We start from the raw sequence: 20,886 nt of genomic DNA on the forward strand, positions 1-20,886 counted from the left end.
TGCTCATCGAAAAATGGTTTATCCAAACTTCCCAGCTAGCCCCTCTGCTCTCTATGCACAGAAAATACAAGGCCTCTTTATCCTTTTTTGTTCATAACGGGAAGTCCCTGAACATCTTCTCTTTTATGGGTTTCATTTTTAATGGGTCTCATTTTTGCCCCAGATGGGCTTTTAAGCAGTTTTCATATTGCTTATCTGTAATAGCAATATGCTCCAGGGTCCAATCCCGCAGGAAACGGGCAAAATTGTTTGGAACAAAGGGTTTACCACCTTCAAAATCCCGAACCCCTTCCAGGACTTTAGCAACGAAGGCAGCATGCTCTGCCTTATGTTCCGCATAGAGAGGATACCCCGCCTTTTTCATCAGTTCTTCTTCAAAAGAAAAATGGGTTTGCACATATTTTACCGCCTCTTTTACAATGCGACGGAATTCCATTTGGGCGGCATCTTTTCCCTGTACACAGGCGGCAAAAAGTTGATTCGCTATATCCAATAATTTTTTATGCTGCTCATCGATTTCAGGAATCCCTACGGAATACTTATCACTCCATTCTACCAATTCCATGGTTCAATCATAGTAATCTTTACGAAGATTTTCAACTCTCGATATTCAGTCCTGGGCAGGCCTTTTTGGGGGAAAACCATTGTAACAGCATATGCACACCCTCTACCTATACATACAAGCCTTTACACTCCCAGAACCATGATAGGCCCTTCTTACTCTCTATGAAGATACGGCCTTCTTCTTTATATTCTGCCACACAGGGATAAGGAAACTCCATATTCTGATATTGTTTCTTTTTAGTCCAGGTGAAAGGCCGCCTCCAATTCCGCTACTTGTGCATCATTGATAGCCACCACATCTCCAAGTTCACTGGCCGCGATCAAAGCCTTTGCACTATACTCGGCCACCTCGAGTCGATCAAAGGCATTGAGGAGGGTGCTGCCTGTCACAATAATACAATCATTTTCCACCATCACAATAGGAGTTTTTTTGGAAAAGCTCCGTGCTACCTTTTCCTGGTCCATAAAAGTTGATCCAAAGGACACTGTGGGAATAGTGCGCAACAAGATATAACTTTCTGGTATGGTCCGAGAATTAAAACGGGCCTCTGTTACCGCAAAGACCATCACCGATGGGGGATGGGCAATAATAATTGAATTGATATGAGGATGTAATTCGTAGATCCGCTGATGCAACAGGACAGAACGACTCGGTGTTTTTCCCTTTTCTTTCCTGCCATTCTGGATTCGAACAAGGTCTTCCGGTTCCAGGTATTTTCTATCTTTCCCATAGGGAGTAATGATAAAGTCATTTTGTTCAAGTCGCTGGGAGAAGGTCCCCTGGGTACTGGAGAAAAGGCCCTGATCATAAGCGCGATGGATCAGGGTACACATATCCCGTCGGGCAGAACGTTCTTCACTTGTTATCCCCAGGGGTTCGAATTCCTCCATTGGAACCGCTTGTTTCCGGTAACTTACATCGATCTGCTGTTGTGTTAAGGCCCGGGGGATCCCAATACGACGGGCCGAAATTTCAAGGCGCGCGCAAAAATCCAGTGTTTCGAAAGCCATAAAAGCCCTGAAGAGGTCGGCGGCACCTACTACAATACCATGGTTTTCGAGGAGCACCGTATTGATTCCTTTTTCGAACACGGCGGCAATATTTTCCCCCAGTTCCTGACTCCCCGGTACCGCATACGGAGCCATGGCTACCGGACCACATACAAGCTGTACGTTAGGGATAAGGGTGGTAAGGGGTATCTTCCTCACGATACTAAAGGCTACAAGGGCCGGTGGATGAGCATGGAGTATAGCCCCCAGATCTGGACGCCGTTCATAGATGGTTTTATGAAAGGGAAATTCACTGGATGGACGATGGTGCCCCACCACTGAGCCATCTTTCTTCACACATACCACATCCTCCCGCCGTAGCGATCCCTTATCAACCCCCGCGGGACTGATCCAAATATCTCCATTTTCATCTTTTATAGAAAGGTTTCCCCCCGAAGTCGTCGTCATACCATACTGGTATACCCGTTCCATGATCATCACAATTTGATCCGCCGGATGGAGCATATCAAAGCGCATACCTATTCCTCCTCAGAACAACCGGTGGGCCCAGGGCCCTAATCAGGAACACCTAACGCCCACCGGTACTGCGAGTAGCTTAGGTAGTTTTATTGATTTTTTCTAGTAGGGACTGTAATTCGATGGGATTCACGGTTGGGACCATCCGTACGATACTTCGGAGGGGTGTTTCTTCAATAAAGGAAGTGATAATCAGCGCCTGGGGATCATCGGGATTAGGAGCACCAAACATTTTGAAAAAGGTTTCCCGAATTCGGGAAACAAATTCTTTCGCCTCGGGAAAACCTTCGAGATCGGCGATGGTACTATTCATATCAAGGGGAAGCAGCACAGAGGGAGTGGTAGAGATACAACGAACCACAGCGCTAAGCCGTAGATCTACGCTCGAGGCTCCCACTGCAAGAGTATATGCTCCCGTTTCTACCACCCAATCATGATGATCCACCGACCAGTAGGCAAAAGAGCGCTTGTTTAATGAAAACTGGGCAGTTTTTGTTTCTCCAACCTCGAGGGAAAGCTTTGCAAAGCCCTTAAGTTCCTGTTTTGGTCGTACTACTTCAGTAGACTGTGGGGGTATCACATACAGTTGCACTATTTCTTTTCCAGGTAAAGGACCCCGATTAGTCACATCAACTTGAACCAATACTTCTTCGTTATCAGAGAATTGAGACTTAGATACCCGGAGATTGCTATACTCAAAATGAGAATAGGATAGCCCATGCCCAAAGGGGAAAAGGACCTGCCGGCCTACGCTTATATAATAGCGATAGCCTATAAAAATTCCTTCCCGATATTCCACCCGTCGTCGGTCTCCAGGGAAATTAAGATACGCCGGTGTGTCCTGAATACTGATGGGGAAGGTTTCTGCTAACTTTCCACAAGGGTTGGCCCGCCCAAACAACAGATCCACTACAGCCGTTCCCCATCCTTGCCCCCCAAGGTAGGTTTCAAGTACCGCAGGAACCTGGTCTATCCAGGGCATTTCGACAGGGGCTCCATTACTCAACACCACTACAACCCGTTTCTGCACCTTACACAGGGCATCGAGGAGGGCCACATGACTCTTCGGAAGGGAGAGGTCCTTCCGATCGTAGCCTTCCGATTCGTAGCGATCCGTAAGCCCTATAAAGAGTACCACCATCTCCGCTTGTTTAGCTACTTCGCAGGCCTCTTGAATAAGTCCCGGGTCAGGATCATCCTGATCAAGACGGTACCCATCGGCATAGAGGATAGAGGGGCCCTTTAATTTTTGTGCTGCCGCCAATGCCGTATCAAGCTGAGTGGGGGTAATATGAGAACTTCCTCCACCCTGATATCGGGGGTATCGAGCAAAGGCACCAATAAAGGCCACCGAAGAATGGAGAGAAAGAGGAAGAAGGTTCCCTTCATTTTTAAGAAGCACCGCCCCTTCCCGGGCCGCACGGCGAGCCAATTCATGATGGGCATCTCGGTCATAGCTGTAAAAACCCGCGGATGATTGAGATGCAGCTTTTTGCGTCGCCATAACCTTTGCCGTCAATTCCAGGATACGCCGGCAGGCCCGATCGAGGACCGTTTCGTCTAGAACACCGGAACGAACCGCGGCTACTACCTCAGTATCAGTAAGCCCCCGACTACTGGGCATTTCGAGATCTTGACCGGCAATAAGCCCGGCAATCTTATCATTACAGGCTCCCCAATCGGTAAGAACCACCCCCTGAAACCCCCACTCTTCCCGGAGGACCTTTTGGAGCAGCCAGGGATGCTCTGCGCAGAAAGTACCATTCAGTTTGTTATAGGCGGCCATCACTGTCCAGGGCTGAGCTTCTCGTATAGCCGTCTCAAAGGCGGGAAGATAGATTTCCCGTAATGTGCGCTCATCCACGATGGTATCGATAGTGTTCCGATGAGTTTCCTGATTATTCGCCGCAAAGTGTTTAATACTCGTGCCTATGCCCTGAGACTGCACACCCCTTACATGGTGTTTTGCGAGCTCTCCAGCTAGGTAGGGATCCTCTGAAAAATATTCAAAATTTCGCCCCCCCAGAGGATGCCTTTTAATATTCACCGCTGGCCCCAAGAGAACACCAACACCTTCTGCCCGGGCTTCTTCCCCCAGGGCCCGGCCGATTTCTTCCAAAAGGTCCCTATCCCACGTTGAAGCTAAGGTTACTCCACTGGGAAAGCAGGTAGCCGGTACGCTTTCGTGGAGTCCCACATGATCGGGATCACTCGATTGCTTCCGCAAGCCATGGGGCCCGTCGGTCATCATCCAGGACGGAATCCCAAGCCGTTCTATTCCCTTGGTTGTCCAGAAATCCTTTCCGGAACACAATGCCGCCTTTTCTTCGAGGGTAAGATGGTGTAACCAATATTCCACATTCATTATATCTCTCCTACCAATGTGTACCTTCCTGAACTCATTTGCAATTCTAACACAGAATCAGATTTCTGGGGTTCCCGCAGTTTCAGCCACCCTGATTTATGGAGAGGCCAGGGATTTACACTTCTGATTTTCTTCCCTGGCCACCGAAGTAATCCCTGAACATTTGGAGGAAGGGTAACTTCCAGGTTCAGGATATTTCCTTTACAACGCCATGATACGGTGATGCTACCATACACCGAATGGTACTGCACCATGGACTGCGTAATACCACCCCCAGGCTGAGGTGCTATAAGGCAAAGAGGGTGTCCCTCCTCATCATGGGTAAACCGAAGCCCCCCAAGGGTTTCATACATCCACTGACCAACAGCCCCGTATGCATAATGGTTAAAGGAATTCATCTCAGGGCTCCAGAAAGACCCATCGGGCTTAATACCATCCCAGTGTTCCCAGATGGTGGTAGCTCCTTTGGTAATCTGGTAAAGCCAGGAAGGATAATCCTGCTGAAGAAGCAGTTTATACGCCAGATCGGTTCGGCCATGCTCACTCAGGGCTTTCAAAATAAAGGGGGTACCCAAGAAACCGGTGGTTAGATGATTGTTACTCTGGCCAAGAATAGCAACAAGGTCTTCCAGAATTCTTTTTCGGTGTTTCTCTGGAGCCAGATTAAATACGAGTACCAGAATGTGGGCGGTTTGGGTGGGGGATACAAGCCTTCCGTTAGGAGTGATAAATTCTTTCTGGAATGCCCGAACAATCGCTTCGTGTAACGCCTGGTAGCGGCGAGCATCAGTTTTATAGCCCAATACCTGTGCAGCAAGAGCAAGCAGGTATACCGAATAAGCATAAAAAGCCGTCGCTACAAGGTCATTGGGGGTTGCTCCAAAGTAACTCCCCTCCTTTGCATCCAGGGCAACCCAGTCCCCAAAATGGAAACCATCCCGCCACAAAAGTCCTCCTCGGGCAACAGAGCGGATATATTCAACCCATTGTTTCATAGAGGGGTATTGTTTTTTAAGTAATTCCCGATCCCCATAGCGTTCATAGAGCGTCCAGGGACAAATGACTGCCGCATCCCCCCAGCCAGTAGATGAATGGGCCCCCTTAAAATTAGGATCCTGGCTTTTAGCTCGAGAAAGCACATCGGGAATGACAAAGGGCATACCGCCATTGGGTAATTGATCCAGGGCAAGATCGGCAAGCCACTTTCTGAAAAAGGAACGAACATCCCGAAGGTAACTTGCGGTTCCAACGAAGACCTGGGCATCACCGGTCCAACCCAGCCGCTCATCCCGTTGGGGGCAATCGGTAGGGACATCAAGGCTATTACCTTTCCAGCCCCATTGAATATTATGATGCAGTTGGTTTAGCATCGGGTTTGAACAAAAGAACTCAAGGGTTTCTCTCATGTCTGAATGGAGGACCTGGGCAGTGAAACTTTCTGGGGATATCTCTCCCGGCCATTCAACAACCTGTACATACCGAAATCCCTGAAAACTAAAGCGAGCTTCAAAGGTTTCTTCCCCTTCCCCTCTACAGACATACTCGATGGTATTTTTTGCTTTCCTGAGGTTTTCCGTATAGAAATTACCATCCTTATCTAGCACTTCCGCATGGCAGAGCACCACCCGGCTTCCAGATGCACCGGTAACTGTAAACCGTACCCAGCCAGTAAGATTCTGGCCAAAATCGAGCACCCGTTCTCCCCGGGGAGTCACAAAAAAGGCTATCGGTTTCAGGGTCTCCTGTTTTTTTACAAGGGGGCCCGCCTGGGCTACCAACTTGCATAAAGGAGTTTGTGTCACCCGGCACGCACCTTTCGATCCTTGGTAAGCCGCATCAGTAAACCACTGAGGAATCTCCTGGCGGGCATCGTAACGCTCTCCATGGTAGAGCTCTGCGTACTCGAGGGGGCCCCAGGTCCATTCCCATTGGGCATCGGTTGTTACAAGAGGCGTACTGTCACCAGGACTACCAAAAAGACAAAGAGAAGCTGCCAGGTTCTCCCCATACAACGCCGATTCATTGAACCAGGTAAGATATCCCCGGTACCAGCCATTGGCAAGGATAAGGGCAACCACATTCGTTCCTGCCCGCAACAAAGGGCCTACCTCGTAGGTCTGATATTGAAGCCGTTTTTCATAACTTGTCCAGCCCGGTGTAAAATAAGCATCCCCTACCCGCTTTCCATTGAGGTATACCTCGTATAAACCCAGGGCCGTCACATAAAGCCGCGCATTTTTTGGTACGCTATCGAGAGTAAACACCCGACGAAGATACTGAGGACGAGAAAAAGTTTCTTGCTGGTTTTCGTCAATAGCGATAAAGAGAGCGGGCCAAGGTTCATTGATAAAAGCAGTTTCGAACCATGAGGTCTCGCTCCAGGGACTTTCTTCTTTTCTGTTGGTTCGTACCGCAATACGATAATAATAGCGCTGTCGTCCCCGAAGCGAAGGACCGTCGTAGGAAATGCCTTGAGACCGAGAAGATTTTACCCAGCGGGAATCCCAGAGGAGCATGTTAAAACGAACATCCCGGGAGACCTGAATGCGATAATGGGTTTGCATAATCCCCGGCTCTTCGGTAGCAAGGGCCCAGCCAAATACTGGTTGGGGCGTATCAATCCCCAACGGGGTAGGTTCATAATTACAGGTGGTCTGTATTACGGTGATCATATAGTTTCCCCTTTTTATCCTTTGATAGATCCTGCCACCATACCTTCTACAATTCTTTTATTGAAAAAGATAAATAGAACGAGTGGAGGGATAGATATAAGCAATACATTTGCAAAAAGCAGGTGCCACTGGGTATTGTAACGGCTGATAAAATTGTACAACGTAAGCTGAATGGTGGCATTTTCCGCACCGGGTAAGAAATAGAGGGGGTTAACAAAGTCATTAAAAATAGTAACCCCTGACAGAATTAGAATCGTGGTACTCACCGGCTGAAGAAGCGGAAAGATAATTTTCCAGAACAGGGTACTTCCTTTGCAGCCATCGATAAACGAGGCTTCATCCAGTTCTCTGGGAATAGTAACCAGAAAGGCTCGATATAAAAGAACAGAAAAGGGAAGGCCCAGGGCTATTTCCACAAGGATAAGTCCCGGTAAGGTTCTATAGAGATGGAGCGCCTTCAATATCCAGATAGTGGTAATTACAGAAGGAGGCACCATAAGACCTGACAAAATAACAAAGTGAAAGGCCGAAACCACCGGTCGATGGGAGCGCCGTTCCATCACAAAACCCGCCATGGAAGAAATTACGATGAGAAAAAGGACCGAAAAAACCGTCAGTACCGTACTGTTTATAAAAGCCCGAACCATCATATAGTCTGAAGTCCGGAGTACTTCCTGCAGATTGGTAAGATACTGGGGATGGCGAGGTGGCACAAATTGTTGGAGCGCCGCTTCGGGGCCCGTCTTCCCAGCCTGAAAGAACACAAACAAAAGGGGAACCCCAAAAACAAGGGTAACAAGAAGAAGGGCTATCAATTCGCCCAAGGAAAGAAGGGATTTTTTAGAGTTTGACCGAAAGTGTTTCATAGGGCTACCTCACTTTTGATAAGGAAACGGTTTAAAGGCACCACCAGAATGGCAATAAGAATAAACAGGATGACGTTTCCTGCGGTGGCAAGGCCATAAAAGCCCCCTGAATACTGCTTGTAAATTATCGATGCAATGAGGTCCGTAGCAAAACCAGGACCGCCCTTTGTCATGGTCCAGATAAGATCAAAAGACCGGAGCCCCCCAATAAAAGAGAGGAGAATCACCGAATTCATTGCGGGTCGGCTCAAGGGCAAGGTGATATACCATACCTTGTGAAAACTGGATCCCCCATCGATCATCAAAGCCTCGTAATAATCCTTAGGAATAGCATTAATTCCCGCAATATATATCACCGTGGCCATACCTACACCTTTCCAGACATCCACGAGGATAACCGAAAAAAGGGCCAGGTGAGGATTCCCAAGCCAATCTGGGCCAGGGATTCCGATCAATTGAAGTACCCCATTGATAAGGCCCTTACTGGGATGCATCAAGGTAGAAAAGGTAATTCCCACTGCAATGGTACTCAATATGGTAGGGAAAAAAATAATAGATCGAAGGTAATCCCGGGTTCTTAAGGGGCCACACAGAAAAGCCCCCAGTAAGAATCCCAGAATAACTTTCAGGCCGCTGGTAAAAACCGCATAGATCAGGGTATTCCGAAAACCAATGTTTAAAGAGGGTTCAGAGAAAAAGGTAATAAAATTATCCCAACCTACCAGGTTCCATTCTGTAAGGGTCCAACGGGTAAAGGCAAAGAAAAAAGATAATAGGACCGGCACAAGAAACAGGACTCCAAAAACAAGAGTCGCCGGCAAAAGAAAAAAATAAGAATATTCCCGTTCAATATGTACAACCGAACGCATAGGGTAATCCTTTGTTTAAAGTTACATACAACTTTGCATTAAATAGGGCTGCCGCCCTGAAAGGCAACAGCCCTCATTTTTTACCAGCCAGGCAGACCTAACTGCTTCGCCTGTTTTTCCACATCCCGGTCATACTCCTTCGCACTCTCCAGGGGGCTCTTTATACCAATACCGGTTTGTACACAAATCTGGGGAAGGTTTGGTCCTTTGATGGGAGAAAGGAATTCCAGGGCAGGGGCTGTTTTGTTGTTGTTGACGTAAACAAGCACATCTTTTACTGCTGGCAAAATATCATCAGGTAATGTTATCCCTTTGACAGCAAAAGGACCTGTTGGCTTTTGAGCTGCCATATAAATGGCAAATCCTTCTACAGATAGACAGAACCGAATAAATTGTTTCGCGGCGTCAATATTTTTACTTCCTTTATAGATAGAAATATTACCAGGGATCCAGACAGTTAAACCATTGTTGGACACATCATCTCCAGGTTGACCGAAGAAACCTATATCTTTCACCTTTTCAGGATCTATTGCTTGCATATTAGGAAGAGCAAAAGCTAACATAGGATAGTGACATCCTTGGCCATCAAGCAACATCTTTAAAGCCTGCTCATAAGTTGTAGCAAGGGGATCTTTATTAATATACCCCTTAGTGTACACCTCCTGTAATTTCTCAAAACCCCGGAGTGCAATAGGGGTGGTTGCAAATTTCGCCTTCCCCGCGGTATAATCATCCGCAAATTTGGGATACTTTGCCTGCACATTGTAATAGTCCGCAAGTAGAATGAGCTGGGATGTCCAGTCATCCTTATAAGAAGCAACCACTGGTATTTTCCCTGCGGCTTTTATTTTTTCGCAATTGGCCATGAGTTCCGCCCAGGTTCTGGGTACCTTAAGACCAAGTTCCGCATACACCTTCTTGTTATAAAACCACCCGCCGGCAGTTAATTCTCCACTTGGAGCGCCATACACTCGACCATTTACAGAGACAGTCTGTTTGAAAGAATCCAGAATGTCCGCCATGTAGGGTTCATCGGTTAAATCCACAAAGTGTTTTGCAGGGTTCAAGGCCATGTAGAGGGAACCAGAGTTATAAACACACAGGTCATCCATATCACCCGCGGCAAGGCGAGTCTTTACCACATTATCCCCCTCTGATCCACCAGGCCTGAGGTTAAACACAATCTTGATATTAAATTTTTTCTCCGCCGCTGCGGCTACGGCCCGTAAACCTTCCGTAGGAGATTGATTATCAATCAGCAAACTCAACTTCACCGGGGCCTTTGCAGAAGTAGCAGCAGGAGTTTTCCCAGGGGCACCTTGCTCACCGGCTCCACTGGCAACCACGTGCCCTATAAGCCCCATACTCAGTAGGGCACCCACCACATACCGAACAATTCTCTTCATACGATCCTCCTTTGAACGAATGTTAGTATCAAGGGTACCCCTCCTATTCTATTCCCGATATGGAGAAATTAACACAACCCTATGGACAAAACAGGACTCTTTTGGCCCATCATTACTACAGCTGTATCCTAGTTTTTTATCAATGCTACAGGAAAATACGATCCTTACAAAATCAGGCAATAAAAATCCCTAAATAGCATACAATGGAGCTTAAAAATCCGCTATACTATACAAGTAGTAGTCCCCACAATTCCCCAGGGAGTTCTCCCTGGGATCGGGAGGGAAACATGGATCGAAAGGAATTCTTACAACGCTGTGCCGCTATAGGGGTAGGGGTTTTCTTTATCAAAAAGCTCCAATTCCCGGAGCATCTTCTGGCACAGGAAAACACTTCGTCAAACCCGGGGGAAAAAATTCCCGATATCATAGCGGTACGGGGAGGTACCCAGGTCTCCCGGCTTGATCGGGCCCTGAAGGAATTTGGTGGGCTCAGCACCGTTATTCGCAAGGGACAAACGGTGGTGATAAAACCCAACATTGGCTGGAGCCAGGAGCCCCGGGTCGCTGCGAATACCAACCCTGTATTGATCCAGCGGCTTGTGGAGCACTGTCTTGCCGCCGGGGCTTCCAAAGTATGGGTGTTTGACCATTCCTGCGACCATGGACCAACCTCGTATCGGCTCTCCCAGATAGAAAGTTACGCCCGACAAGCAGGGGCCATCGTGGTGCCGGGAGACAGTCCTTCCTACTACCAGGAAGTTTCTATACCGGGGGCAGTGCGGTTAAAAAAAACGAGCGTCCACGAACTTATCCTTCAAGCGGATGTGTTCATCAATGTGCCGGTCTTAAAGAATCATTCCGGAGCGGGGATGACCTGTGCCATGAAGAATCTTATGGGGATGGTATGGGACCGGGGTGAGTATCATCGCCTCGGGCTGGATCAGTGTATCGCCGATGGATGCCTGTATCGAAAACCCACCCTCAACATTGTGGATGCCGAAAAGGTGATGCTTACTGGAGGACCCCGGGGCTACGCCAATAGCCGCTACAGTGAACAGAACATGCTGATCCTTTCCCGGGATATCGTGGCAATCGATGCGGTCTCGGCCCGGGTCCTTGGCCAGGAACCGGCCAGCTTTGATTACATCAAACTCGGCGCAGAGCGAGGCTTAGGAAAGGCAGATATTAATCAGCTTGATATTCGTCGCATTACCATATGAAATCCCTGAACACCCGTTCCACCTCTTTCAGGAACCTCTTTGTGTTCTGGGTTCGTCGCATGCTCGCCGGGGGAATGCTTCTGGGGGCAATCATCAGCTTTTCCATTTCGGCTATGGCGGCCCAGCGGTTTCTTACCATCCTTTCTTTTCTTCAGGCTTTTCCTTCTGTTATACGATTTTTTACATTCAGCCTTAACCTTATCTGGTGGCTTGGCCTTGGGTGGCTACTTTTTCTTATCGGCGGCACGTTCCTTTTCGGCCGCTGGTATTGCGCTTTTCTGTGTCCCCTGGGAACGCTTCAGGATATAATCTTCCTCATAAAACCCAAAAAACAAAAAAAATACACAGCCGCCGTACCTCTACTCCGGGGATTGATACTCCTTGGTACCGTTTTTCTAGGAGCCACCGGGCTTATGGCCGTAGCGGGCTGGCTTGACCCCTGGTCCCTTTTTAGCCGATTAAGTCGTCATAGCCCTGGCGTCTTCCCCGGATCCAATCCCGCTCAAGAGACATCCCCCGTAGCGCTCCTCCCTTTCATTGTTCCCCTGGGGATTCTCATCGCCATCCTGGGCCTTTCTTTTTTTTCCAGTCGATGGTTCTGTGGTAACCTTTGTCCCGTGGGGACCCTGCTTGGTTTCTTGAATAAACACGCCCTTTTTCACATTACGTTGGATGAAACAAGCTGTATCCGCTGCGGCCGCTGTACCACCGTGTGCAGGGCCTCCTGTGTCGACGGAGTTCATAAATGGCTGGATACAAGTCGCTGCACCTATTGTATTGCCTGTATAGTCCAGTGTCCCGTAGAAGCCCTTCGATATGAAAGGAAAGGGCCTGGCAAGGGCACCAGCATCACCACGGGAGGGCCCTCACCAGGCAGAACGTCGGTTTCGCGGCCGGTAGTGGAGTCATCAAACCAAAAGGGAAGTATTATCCCTATAGTTTCTCCTAGTGGGGAGAGCAGAACATCGACGGTTCTGCTTACCCGGGCTGAATTTATCCAGAGGTCCCTGGGGATTCTTGGGGTAACGGGGGCAGCCCTGCTGCTTAGGAAACCGATAGAAGGCTTTGCGGCAATTCCGGCAGGGGCGATGGTTCCCATCATTCCCCCCGGTGCCCAATCGGTTCGTCACCTTAGAGAACACTGCACCGCCTGCGGACTCTGTATGGAGGTGTGCCCTGTTCAGATAATACAACCATCCCTCGGGAAATTAGGGGTGGGAGGCATCTTTATTCCCCAGCTTGATTATGGGGTTTCCTATTGTCAATATGAATGTAAGCGCTGTTCCGAAGTCTGCCCAACCGGCGCACTTCAAAAAATAAATCTTCCTGAAAAAAAACGAATTAAGATCGGGGACGCTACGCTCCTCAGGGAACGGTGTATCGTGATAAAAAATAAAACCCGCTGCGGGGCCTGCGCTGAACATTGTCCGACGGGGGCGGTACACATGATGATAGGCAGTACCGGCTTACCGGAACCTGTCTTTTCAAGTTCTATCTGTATTGGCTGCGGGGCCTGTCACCATGTGTGTCCCCCAGAGCCGAAGGCAATCACGGTTTCCGGCCTTACGGAACATGCCCTGGCAGAAGAAGCTCACCCCCATCTAGAATCGCCGGAGGGGGAAGCGGACCCTGCGGGAAACAACCAGAGCCCAGGGACAGAGGACTTTCCTTTCTAAATTGAGGGGGCAGCGTGAAAAATCCAGGGGCTACAACCCGGATCTGTTACCGGACCAGAGGGAGGTCTTCACCGTATTACCTGGACCCACCAGGTCGGCTCTTCCCTTTTTAATTTGACCCTATCCTGGTATACTCACCTATAGGAGGTTGGTATGATCGGTTTTAACGAAGTGGTGGTTATCGCCCTTGTGGTCCTCATTCTTTTTGGGGCCAGTGCCCTGCCCAAATTTGCCCGTTCCCTGGGGGAAGCCAAGAAGGAATTCGAAAAGGCCCTAAAAGAAGAGAAGGAAGAACCGAAAGAAAAGAACTAAGGCCCGGGGAATACAAACACGCCCCCTAAGGTTATAACCATGGGGACCCATGGTTATTTTCCCCCTATCACAGTAGTAAGGTAACTATTTTCTGTGGGAAGGAAACACATAGAATTTTGAACTAATTAAAGGTCGCCTATGAGCAAACAAAACCCTCAAAAAGAGATGAGCTTTCTTGAGCACCTGGAAGAATTACGGCGACGGATCATCGCCTCTCTTGTTGTGTACGCCTGTTTTTTTGTGGTTCTCTTCGTATACTATGAACAGGCTATTGCCATTTTTACCGACCTTTTTGTGCCCCTTAAAAGCGAACTTTCCACAAAGCTCTTTGTTACCACCATAACGGAGGGGTTTCTTGTACAACTTAAGGTTTCCGCTACCCTCGCCCTCTTATGTTCTCTGCCTATTCATCTTATTAATGGGGCTCTGTTCATATTTCCCGCCTTGAGCAAGAAAACGAAAACCGTGGCGACCCTGGCACTCCTCGTTTCTTTTGTGTTGGCCTGCGGGGGAGCTTTTTTAGCCTATCGATACATCATTCCCTGGTCTATCCGATTTTTAGGCTCTCCCCCCTTTCTTCCAAATAGTGTGGGTATCCTTTTAAATCTTAGACAAAACATTTCGTATGTGGTTTCCTTTATTTTTTGGACCATCCTCGTTTTTCAGACCCCCCTCTTATTGCTCTTTCTTTTAGGTACAGGGATATTGGAACGGCGCGCCCTCTTTAAGGCAAGCCGCTATATCATCGTTCTTATTTTTATCATCGCCGCCATCATCACCCCTTCGGTGGATCCCGTAAGTCAATGTCTGATTGCCCTTCCCCTCTTGCTGCTCTATTTCCTTACGATTCTGGTGGCCAAAATATTTCGACTGGGGGAAAAACCCCAGGCGTCTACTCTGAGATAAACAAAGGGGTATTGTGATGTTTAACATTGGGCTTCCCGAAGTTCTCGTTATTTTTGTGATAACCCTTATTTTTATTCGTCCCGAAGATATTCCGAAAATCTTTCGAATCGCAGGAAAGTTCTACGGCCAGGTAAAAAAATATTACGAAGAACTTACAGGCCTTCAAAAAAAGGTTATCTCAGAGATTGAAGGGGAAATGAAATCGTTTCCTAAGAATAAAAATGATGACAAGGAAGCAAAAGAGAGATAGTAAAATAGGGGGCCTTCGCCTTGACAACAACAAGGGGCACTCCTAGGATGCATAAACAGGGAGCAAGTGTATGGGCAGGAAAACAGTACTATATCAGCACACCGTAGCTTTTATTTTTCTAGTGGCCCTTCCAGTAGCTCTTGTGCTTCTATTTATCTCTTTTATTTTTAGGATCGAACTGATCCGTATTGCCCAGCAACAAACATCTGAAGCGGTCACAAGAACTGCTCAAAATCTTGATACGGAAGCAATGAATTTTGCACTCTTTACCTCAGCGTTGATGAATGACGAAATACTCCAAGAACAGGTAAGGCAATTTCTCTATCCCCAAAATTCCGAACAGAAATATCTTGCTGCTCGGGGCATAGAAAAAAGTATTTCCTGGTTTTTTCGCATCACAAGCAGGATAGGTTCGGTTTTTCTCTTTTTTAAAGACGGAGGACACTTTCAATATAGCAATTATCCGAGCGATACAATTGATTATGAAACAATCCGGGAAGTCTGTATGGATCCTCGTCGAACCGACGGTGAAGTCTGGCCCCTAGATACTGTTTCAGCTCTACCAGGGGCGATAGAAAAACCTCCGGTTTTATCCATGGTAGTGCGCCCACGACTAGCAGATAAGAAAAATTCCAGTATTTCCGCTATTCTCGTTTCATTCCGAGTACCACTTCTCGATAGTTTTTTATTTTCTGGTCAACAGAACGGCGCCACAAGGATTCTGGTGAATACGCAAAATAAGGTGATCCTTTCAGACAATAAAGCCCTATATAATCAACCCTATGAAATCGTCAAGGCAGGGTATACTAAAAGCCATATCGTTATTGAATCACCGATAGAACACACGGGTTGGCTTTTTGCCGAAGTAATCCCCATACACTTTGTAACTCATCGGGTAGATATCATGATGCGTTGGGTACTGGGGGCCCTCTTCTTAATTGCACTCCTGTTTGGTTTTTACAGTCGTGCCTTTTTCTCAGATATCATCAAACCCCTCCGGGCGGTAATTCTGCAGATGGAAGAATTCGCGGGAGGGAATTTTTCTGTCCGAGTGCAGGAAACGGGTCCAGAAGAATTCAGAGAACTGGGGTCCAGTTTTAACAGCATGGTAAATCGGATAGATGAACTAACAAAAAGAATCATGCAAGAACAAAAAGAAAAGGCCCGTCTCGAAATAGAAGCCCTTCGCTTTCAGCTAAATCCGCATTTCATCTGCAATACCCTGACATCTATCAATATGATGGCCAGTCTTGCAAAGGTAGAACCCATTAAAAAAATGACCACCGCGCTGATTCGGGTAGTACAGGAAACGCTGCTCGAAGAAGGGACAATAGTACCAATAGAACGGGAACTGAAGAACCTTGAAAGTTATGTGTACATCATGAGGGTACGATTTGGTGATACCTTTACTTATGAAGTACAAACGAAAGGGGATTTCCAAGGGATTGGAATCCCAACTATGTTAATCCAGCCTTTAATAGAAAATGCAATATTACATGGTATGCGGGGAAGAAATACCGGAAACATTGTTCTCTCAATCACGAGAAATGACCCTTATCTTTTGATCACCGTCCAGGACGATGGCAACGGTATTCCCTTCGAAAAACAAGAAGAACTCTTTGCCTTACAAAAAGATGGGAAACGAGGACTTAACAAGATTGGTCTATACAACATCCGACGTCGGGTTGTTTTAAGTTACGAACCTCCTTGTGATGTAAGTATTGAAAGCTGGCCAGGAGAAGGGACTCTTGTGAAAATACTTATACCTCTCCTTTCTGTGGAAAACCAATGAAACGGCTTCTCCTTGTTGATGACGAACCACTCATCCGTCTTTTTATCCGCAACCTCGAAGATTGGCAGATCCACAATATTGAATTCGCTTACGAAGCTTCAAACGGCAGGGAGACCCTAGAAATATTAGAAACTCACCATGACATCGATGCGATTATCGCCGATGTAGATATGCCGGTCATGGATGGACTTGCATTAGCAGAAACTCTTTACCATCGGGGCAGCAAAATCCCAATTCTTTTTTTAAGCGCCTTTGATACCTTTGATTTTGCCCGCCGGGCCTTTAAGGCAGGGGCATTTGATTATATTTTGAAGAGCGAAATGGATGAAGGGCGACTGAAGTCGGTCTTAAACCAGCTTTTTTCAAATACCCCTGGAAGATCTATTGGCATCACAGAAACTAACCGGCGGCAGCAGGAACGGCAAGAATTGTTCCGCAGCCTTGTAACTGGTACAATCCCAGCATTTGATGATGAATCAATTTTAAAAAAGTTGGGTATTTCCCTGCCTTCTACCCTCTTTGTCATACGACCGATCGACATACAGTTGATAAAAGATCGATACAAAGATGATGTGGGGGCCTTTGAGCGAATTGTTCTCGATTTGACCAGACAAGCCCTTGCAAAGGTTACTCAAGGAGAGGTATTCAGCCTCTCCTTTGAACGATATTTAGTTCTCACTACCACAACAGGAAAAAAGAATCAGTTTATAGAATATTTTACCCGTTCTGCATACCAGTATCTGGATATGGAATTTGAAATCCACCAGAGCGACCCTCTTGAGAGTTGGTATTCATTGCGGGAAGCTTACCTTAAGATAGAAGAACGAATGTCGTCTTTTAGTAAGCTCGTCGTTCGGGCTCGGCGATACATACGTGAACATTACCGGGACCCCTCCCTTAATTTACAGGAGATCGCCCAATATGTGGGGGTAAGTAAAAATCATTTGAGTTGGGAATACGGGAGGGAAACGGGCGAATCCCTTTCATCATATATTGCAAAGATACGTATAGAAGCGGCTAAACAGTTATTGGCTACAACGGATCTAAAAATATATGAAATAGCCGAACAGACAGGTTTTGAGAATGTTGAAACCTTTTGCAGGGTTTTTAAACGAATAACCGGTACAAATCCTCGTAAATTCGGTCAATAAATCGGAACAGCCGTCATGGACCTCCTGTAGAACTGGATTCATACTAAACATGCATGTATGCATGGGGCGTATGCCCAAAAACTAAAGGACAGGAGGAACTTTATGGTAAAGAAGATAGGATTTTTTACCCTCTGTATCAGCCTGGTAATGGGAAGTATTGTGTTTGCCAGCGGAACAACAGAATCACGACCAACCAAAGAAACCGTCGTTTTGAAAATGGGGGATAACATTCCGGACAGAACGACAGGTTGGGGAGCGGTAATCGAAAAAATTAATGCAGACTTCAAAGCGGCGCATCCGAATGTGCAGATTGTAACCGAAAGCTACCAGGATCAGGCGTGGCAAGAAAAGGTAAAGATTTATGCAACCGCCAACCAGCTACCCGATGTCATGAAATACTGGAGCTTCTCAACCCTATTGAAGCCTCTGGTGGATGGAGGGTTTGTAGAACCGCTAGATCTGAATACTTTTAAACAATACGGATATATGGCAGGTTCTCTCGAAGGCAATATGTATAACGGCAAGTTGTATGGTATCCCTGTATCAGCAGATCTGTGGGTATTATATGTCAATAAACGACTTTTTAAGGAAGCGGGGGTTCCCCTCCCCACAAGCTGGGAAGATATCATTGCAGCGGTTCCTAAATTCAAAGCAAAGGGTATTATTCCTATCACCACTGATGGTAAGGATGGCTGGCCCCTGAGCATCACCTTTGATAATATCCAACAACGAATTTCTGGTTCCTTTGAGCCAGTGGATCGGGCAATAACCAGAAAAGCCAAATTTACGGACGAAAACTTCGTGAAAACCGCCAAGTATATCCAGAACCTGGTAAAAGCTGGAGTATTCCAAGCGGATCTCATTACAACCGACTATGGAGCTGCCCGAAATCTCTTTGGTCAAGAACGGGCCGCCATGTACCTGATGGGATCCTGGGAAATGTCCCTTGCAACCGATCCCAACTTTCCCCAGACATTCCGGGATAATCTGGACGTAATTAAATTCCCTGTCGTCACAGGGGGTAAGGGGAAAGCAGACGACCTGCAGGCATGGTATGGTGGTAATTACATCGTGAATGCAAAAAGCAAGAATAAAGCTCTGGCCCTTGAATATCTAAAATTGTACGCGCAGAAATTTCCCGTATACGCATGGGAAGCTCAGGCTTGTTTTCCTGCTCAGAAGGTAACCGCTCGACCTTCCGATACGGTGGTTGCTAAAAAATTACTTCAGATTGCTTCGGAAGCAACCTCCACATCCGGCACACCGGGACTTGATCGATCAACTCCAGCTTTTAAAGAAACCCATCAGGATCTCATGCGACAGCTTTTTGCGGGTATCATAGAGCCTGAAGCTCTCTGTGCTCAGCTCGATGCGGCTGCAGAGAAGGCCGCGAAAGAATAAGAACCTTACGAGTATTACTTAAGCCTAAATTGTAAGGAGGCACTTTCAGATAACCCATCAAAGTTCTGAAAGTGCCTTATAAAATCCCAATAAACACGTACTGTTCCTAAGGCCTTTGGGTTTAGGAATAGTTGATAAGGAAGGAGATCCAGTACGTGAAATCCCTATTTCATAATAAAACTACAATTGCCCTTCTGGTGATACCGCCGCTCACGGTAATGTTCTTCGCTATAGCAGCACCACTCTTGGTAAGCCTTTATTTCAGTTTTATGAAATGGTCTGGCTTTGGGACAATCAAGTTTGTCGGCCTAGAAAATTTTCGCGAACTTATTCTGCAAGACGGAACATTCTGGCGATCACTTCTTAATGTGAGTATTTTAATTTTAGTAACCGTATTCATTCAAAATCCTGTAGCCTTTTTGCTCGCAGCGGCACTGACAAAACTACCAGAAAAGACGTCGCGGCTGCTTCGCACGATTTATTTTGTTCCTGCCACATTAAGTCTTGTCGTAGTAACCAAACTTTGGGTCAATATTTTTAATCCCACCTACGGCATACTAAATAAACTAATTCATGCCCTTGGATTTCAGGACTTTACTGTAGCGTGGCTCAGTGATCCCAGGACAGCACTCGGGTCCGTAATCTGGATCATGATATGGCAAGGGTTTGGATGGGCCCTTCTATTTTACTATTCCGGCCTTGTCACGGTTCCTGCAGAACTTGAAGAGGCTGCCAAAGTAGATGGGGCTAGCCGCTGGCAAACCTTTATCCACATTATTATTCCCTATCTCTTTCCTGTGATTCAATCGGTGATCGTTATCGACGTTATTTCCTCTTTTAAACAAATGGAGATGATTTACCTTTCCACAGAAGGCGGACCCGGTAATTATACCCAATTTATCGCGGTGTATCTCTATCAAAAGGCATTTAAGTATTCTGAATACGGTTATGGGAATGCGATTTCGGTACTTTTTGTGGTTATTGCAGTGATGATCACCATAATCATCCAGAAAATCTTTACCACATGGTCAAATCAAGAGGAATAAGCATGAATACCCGTAATGATTCATATAGAGCAAGGAAAACCCTATATACCAGTTTGTTATGGATTATTTTAGGAGGGTTAGTCATTGCCCAGCTCTTCCCCTTACTTTGGGTAGCATCATACTCGTTACAAAAATCGGGGGATCTGTTCGGACCAGAACTTTTTAAATTCCCTACAGCGCCCCAATGGCAAAATTACCTGCGGGCATGGAAGGATGGGAAAATTCCTGTCTATTTATTTAACACCCTTAAAATTGTCATTCCCTCGGTAACTGGGGCTACCCTGCTTTCCTTTGGGCTCGCCTATGCATGTACCAGAATGGAATGGAAACTGAAACCCCTTGCCTGGTTTTTTGTGACCATCGGCCTCACAATTCCTATCCATACAACCCTCCTCCCCAATTTTATCTGGTATCGTTTTTTTGGGCTAATCGACACCCATCTTGGTCTCATCATTTCTTATGTGGCCTTTAGTCTTTCTTTTAATACCATCGTTTTTTCAGGGCTGCTTGCGGGAATTCCGAAATCAATGGAAGAATCCGCCTTCATGGACGGTGCAGGTTATGGTCGAATCTTAAGTCAGATTATCGCTCCCATGACCGCTACTGGTTTTGCCACCGTTGGCGTCCAGACTTTTTTAAATCATTGGAATGAATTTATCATGGCCAATACCTACCTGGCATCAGAAATTAAACGTACCCTGCCTTTTTCAATTATTCGATTTCAGGGAGAATATTCTGCGGACTACGCAGTCCAATTTGCCTGTATGACATTGGTAGCGCTTCCTCCCCTCGTTTTATATTTTATTTTTAATCGCTGGATTCTGGCGGGGGTTACCGCAGGGGCAGTAAAGGGTTAACAAAGG

17 protein-coding genes are annotated in these 20,886 nt (G+C 46.8%); 10 read left to right on the top strand and 7 right to left on the bottom strand.

Annotation, left to right across the window (positions count from 1 at the left end):
- Window positions 1–148: 148 nt before the first annotated feature.
- The 7 genes from C5O22_RS06275 to C5O22_RS06305 all read right to left on the bottom strand — a co-directional run bounded on the left by C5O22_RS06275 (window position 149) and on the right by C5O22_RS06305 (window position 10,269).
- Window positions 149–565, bottom strand: a complete 417-nt coding sequence (locus tag C5O22_RS06275) for a bacteriohemerythrin (RefSeq protein ID WP_132780358.1) — start codon at window positions 563–565, stop codon at window positions 149–151.
- Window positions 566–801: 236 nt separating this feature from the next.
- The gene (locus tag C5O22_RS06280; RefSeq protein WP_132780359.1) at window positions 802–2,091 is read right to left on the bottom strand and encodes a class II aldolase/adducin family protein; all 1,290 of its coding nucleotides are present in this window, start codon (window positions 2,089–2,091) and stop codon (window positions 802–804) included.
- A gap of 79 nt (window positions 2,092–2,170) precedes the next feature.
- The gene (locus tag C5O22_RS06285) at window positions 2,171–4,456 is read right to left on the bottom strand and encodes a glycoside hydrolase family 3 C-terminal domain-containing protein (protein WP_132780360.1); all 2,286 of its coding nucleotides are present in this window, start codon (window positions 4,454–4,456) and stop codon (window positions 2,171–2,173) included.
- Window positions 4,456–7,128 carry an alpha-L-rhamnosidase gene (locus C5O22_RS06290; RefSeq protein ID WP_132780361.1) on the bottom strand — a complete coding sequence of 891 codons (2,673 nt, stop codon included), beginning with the start codon at window positions 7,126–7,128 and terminating at the stop codon, window positions 4,456–4,458. The genes C5O22_RS06285 and C5O22_RS06290 overlap by 1 nt, the downstream gene beginning before the upstream one ends.
- 14 nt (window positions 7,129–7,142) lie before the next feature.
- Window positions 7,143–7,994: a carbohydrate ABC transporter permease gene (locus C5O22_RS06295; protein ID WP_132780362.1), complete on the bottom strand. Its 852-nt coding sequence runs from the start codon at window positions 7,992–7,994 to the stop codon at window positions 7,143–7,145.
- Complete coding sequence (locus tag C5O22_RS06300; RefSeq protein WP_132780363.1) at window positions 7,991–8,863, bottom strand: carbohydrate ABC transporter permease; 873 nt, start codon at window positions 8,861–8,863, stop codon at window positions 7,991–7,993. Before C5O22_RS06300 ends, C5O22_RS06295 begins: the two co-directional genes overlap by 4 nt.
- Before the next feature lie 80 nt (window positions 8,864–8,943).
- Window positions 8,944–10,269, bottom strand: a complete 1,326-nt coding sequence (locus C5O22_RS06305) for an ABC transporter substrate-binding protein (RefSeq protein WP_132780364.1) — start codon at window positions 10,267–10,269, stop codon at window positions 8,944–8,946.
- Window positions 10,270–10,556: 287 nt separating this feature from the next.
- Between C5O22_RS06305 and C5O22_RS06310 the strand changes: the two genes are divergently transcribed.
- The 10 genes from C5O22_RS06310 to C5O22_RS06355 all read left to right on the top strand — a co-directional run bounded on the left by C5O22_RS06310 (window position 10,557) and on the right by C5O22_RS06355 (window position 20,880).
- Window positions 10,557–11,489 (top strand): DUF362 domain-containing protein, encoded by a 933-nt coding sequence (locus tag C5O22_RS06310; RefSeq protein WP_165910434.1) that lies wholly within the window; start codon window positions 10,557–10,559, stop codon window positions 11,487–11,489.
- Window positions 11,486–13,165, top strand: a complete 1,680-nt coding sequence (locus tag C5O22_RS06315) for a 4Fe-4S binding protein (RefSeq protein ID WP_132780366.1) — start codon at window positions 11,486–11,488, stop codon at window positions 13,163–13,165. The genes C5O22_RS06310 and C5O22_RS06315 overlap by 4 nt, the downstream gene beginning before the upstream one ends.
- A 153-nt stretch (window positions 13,166–13,318) precedes the next feature.
- Entirely contained in the window at window positions 13,319–13,477 is a 159-nt protein-coding gene (gene tatA / locus C5O22_RS06320; protein WP_132780367.1) for a twin-arginine translocase TatA/TatE family subunit, read from the top strand.
- 138 nt (window positions 13,478–13,615) lie between these two features.
- Window positions 13,616–14,383 (top strand): twin-arginine translocase subunit TatC, encoded by a 768-nt coding sequence (gene tatC, locus C5O22_RS06325; protein WP_132780368.1) that lies wholly within the window; start codon window positions 13,616–13,618, stop codon window positions 14,381–14,383.
- A 16-nt stretch (window positions 14,384–14,399) separates the two neighbouring features.
- Window positions 14,400–14,633, top strand: coding sequence for a Sec-independent protein translocase subunit TatA/TatB (locus C5O22_RS06330; RefSeq protein ID WP_132780369.1), 234 nt, complete (start codon window positions 14,400–14,402; stop codon window positions 14,631–14,633).
- 70 nt (window positions 14,634–14,703) lie between these two features.
- On the top strand, window positions 14,704–16,425 hold the full coding sequence (locus C5O22_RS06335) for a sensor histidine kinase (RefSeq protein WP_132780370.1): 1,722 nt from the start codon (window positions 14,704–14,706) through the stop codon (window positions 16,423–16,425).
- Complete coding sequence (locus C5O22_RS06340) at window positions 16,422–17,576, top strand: response regulator (protein WP_132780371.1); 1,155 nt, start codon at window positions 16,422–16,424, stop codon at window positions 17,574–17,576. The genes C5O22_RS06335 and C5O22_RS06340 overlap by 4 nt, the downstream gene beginning before the upstream one ends.
- A gap of 102 nt (window positions 17,577–17,678) precedes the next feature.
- Window positions 17,679–18,977: an extracellular solute-binding protein gene (locus tag C5O22_RS06345; protein WP_165910435.1), complete on the top strand. Its 1,299-nt coding sequence runs from the start codon at window positions 17,679–17,681 to the stop codon at window positions 18,975–18,977.
- Between the two features lie 269 nt (window positions 18,978–19,246).
- On the top strand, window positions 19,247–20,023 hold the full coding sequence (locus C5O22_RS06350) for a carbohydrate ABC transporter permease (protein WP_165910436.1): 777 nt from the start codon (window positions 19,247–19,249) through the stop codon (window positions 20,021–20,023).
- Between the two features lie 2 nt (window positions 20,024–20,025).
- On the top strand, window positions 20,026–20,880 hold the full coding sequence (locus tag C5O22_RS06355) for a carbohydrate ABC transporter permease (RefSeq protein ID WP_132780374.1): 855 nt from the start codon (window positions 20,026–20,028) through the stop codon (window positions 20,878–20,880).
- Window positions 20,881–20,886: the final 6 nt, after the last annotated feature.

Origin of the sequence: Treponema sp. J25 (assembly GCF_004343725.1) — a bacterium.
GTDB lineage: Bacteria > Spirochaetota > Spirochaetia > Treponematales > Breznakiellaceae > J25.

What these genes read in the sequence shown, in the direction of transcription:
- C5O22_RS06275 (WP_132780358.1), bottom strand. Translation starts at nt 565, where the DNA reads ATGGAATTGGTAGAATGGAGTGATAAGTATTCCGTAGGGATTCCTGAA.
- C5O22_RS06280 (WP_132780359.1), bottom strand. Translation starts at nt 2,091, where the DNA reads ATGCGCTTTGATATGCTCCATCCGGCGGATCAAATTGTGATGATCATG.
- C5O22_RS06285 (WP_132780360.1), bottom strand. Translation starts at nt 4,456, where the DNA reads ATGAATGTGGAATATTGGTTACACCATCTTACCCTCGAAGAAAAGGCG.
- C5O22_RS06290 (WP_132780361.1), bottom strand. Translation starts at nt 7,128, where the DNA reads ATGATCACCGTAATACAGACCACCTGTAATTATGAACCTACCCCGTTG.
- C5O22_RS06295 (WP_132780362.1), bottom strand. Translation starts at nt 7,994, where the DNA reads ATGAAACACTTTCGGTCAAACTCTAAAAAATCCCTTCTTTCCTTGGGC.
- C5O22_RS06300 (WP_132780363.1), bottom strand. Translation starts at nt 8,863, where the DNA reads ATGCGTTCGGTTGTACATATTGAACGGGAATATTCTTATTTTTTTCTT.
- C5O22_RS06305 (WP_132780364.1), bottom strand. Translation starts at nt 10,269, where the DNA reads ATGAAGAGAATTGTTCGGTATGTGGTGGGTGCCCTACTGAGTATGGGG.
- C5O22_RS06310 (WP_165910434.1), top strand. Translation starts at nt 10,557, where the DNA reads ATGGATCGAAAGGAATTCTTACAACGCTGTGCCGCTATAGGGGTAGGG.
- C5O22_RS06315 (WP_132780366.1), top strand. Translation starts at nt 11,486, where the DNA reads ATGAAATCCCTGAACACCCGTTCCACCTCTTTCAGGAACCTCTTTGTG.
- tatA (WP_132780367.1), top strand. Translation starts at nt 13,319, where the DNA reads ATGATCGGTTTTAACGAAGTGGTGGTTATCGCCCTTGTGGTCCTCATT.
- tatC (WP_132780368.1), top strand. Translation starts at nt 13,616, where the DNA reads ATGAGCAAACAAAACCCTCAAAAAGAGATGAGCTTTCTTGAGCACCTG.
- C5O22_RS06330 (WP_132780369.1), top strand. Translation starts at nt 14,400, where the DNA reads ATGTTTAACATTGGGCTTCCCGAAGTTCTCGTTATTTTTGTGATAACC.
- C5O22_RS06335 (WP_132780370.1), top strand. Translation starts at nt 14,704, where the DNA reads ATGGGCAGGAAAACAGTACTATATCAGCACACCGTAGCTTTTATTTTT.
- C5O22_RS06340 (WP_132780371.1), top strand. Translation starts at nt 16,422, where the DNA reads ATGAAACGGCTTCTCCTTGTTGATGACGAACCACTCATCCGTCTTTTT.
- C5O22_RS06345 (WP_165910435.1), top strand. Translation starts at nt 17,679, where the DNA reads ATGGTAAAGAAGATAGGATTTTTTACCCTCTGTATCAGCCTGGTAATG.
- C5O22_RS06350 (WP_165910436.1), top strand. Translation starts at nt 19,247, where the DNA reads ATGAAATGGTCTGGCTTTGGGACAATCAAGTTTGTCGGCCTAGAAAAT.
- C5O22_RS06355 (WP_132780374.1), top strand. Translation starts at nt 20,026, where the DNA reads ATGAATACCCGTAATGATTCATATAGAGCAAGGAAAACCCTATATACC.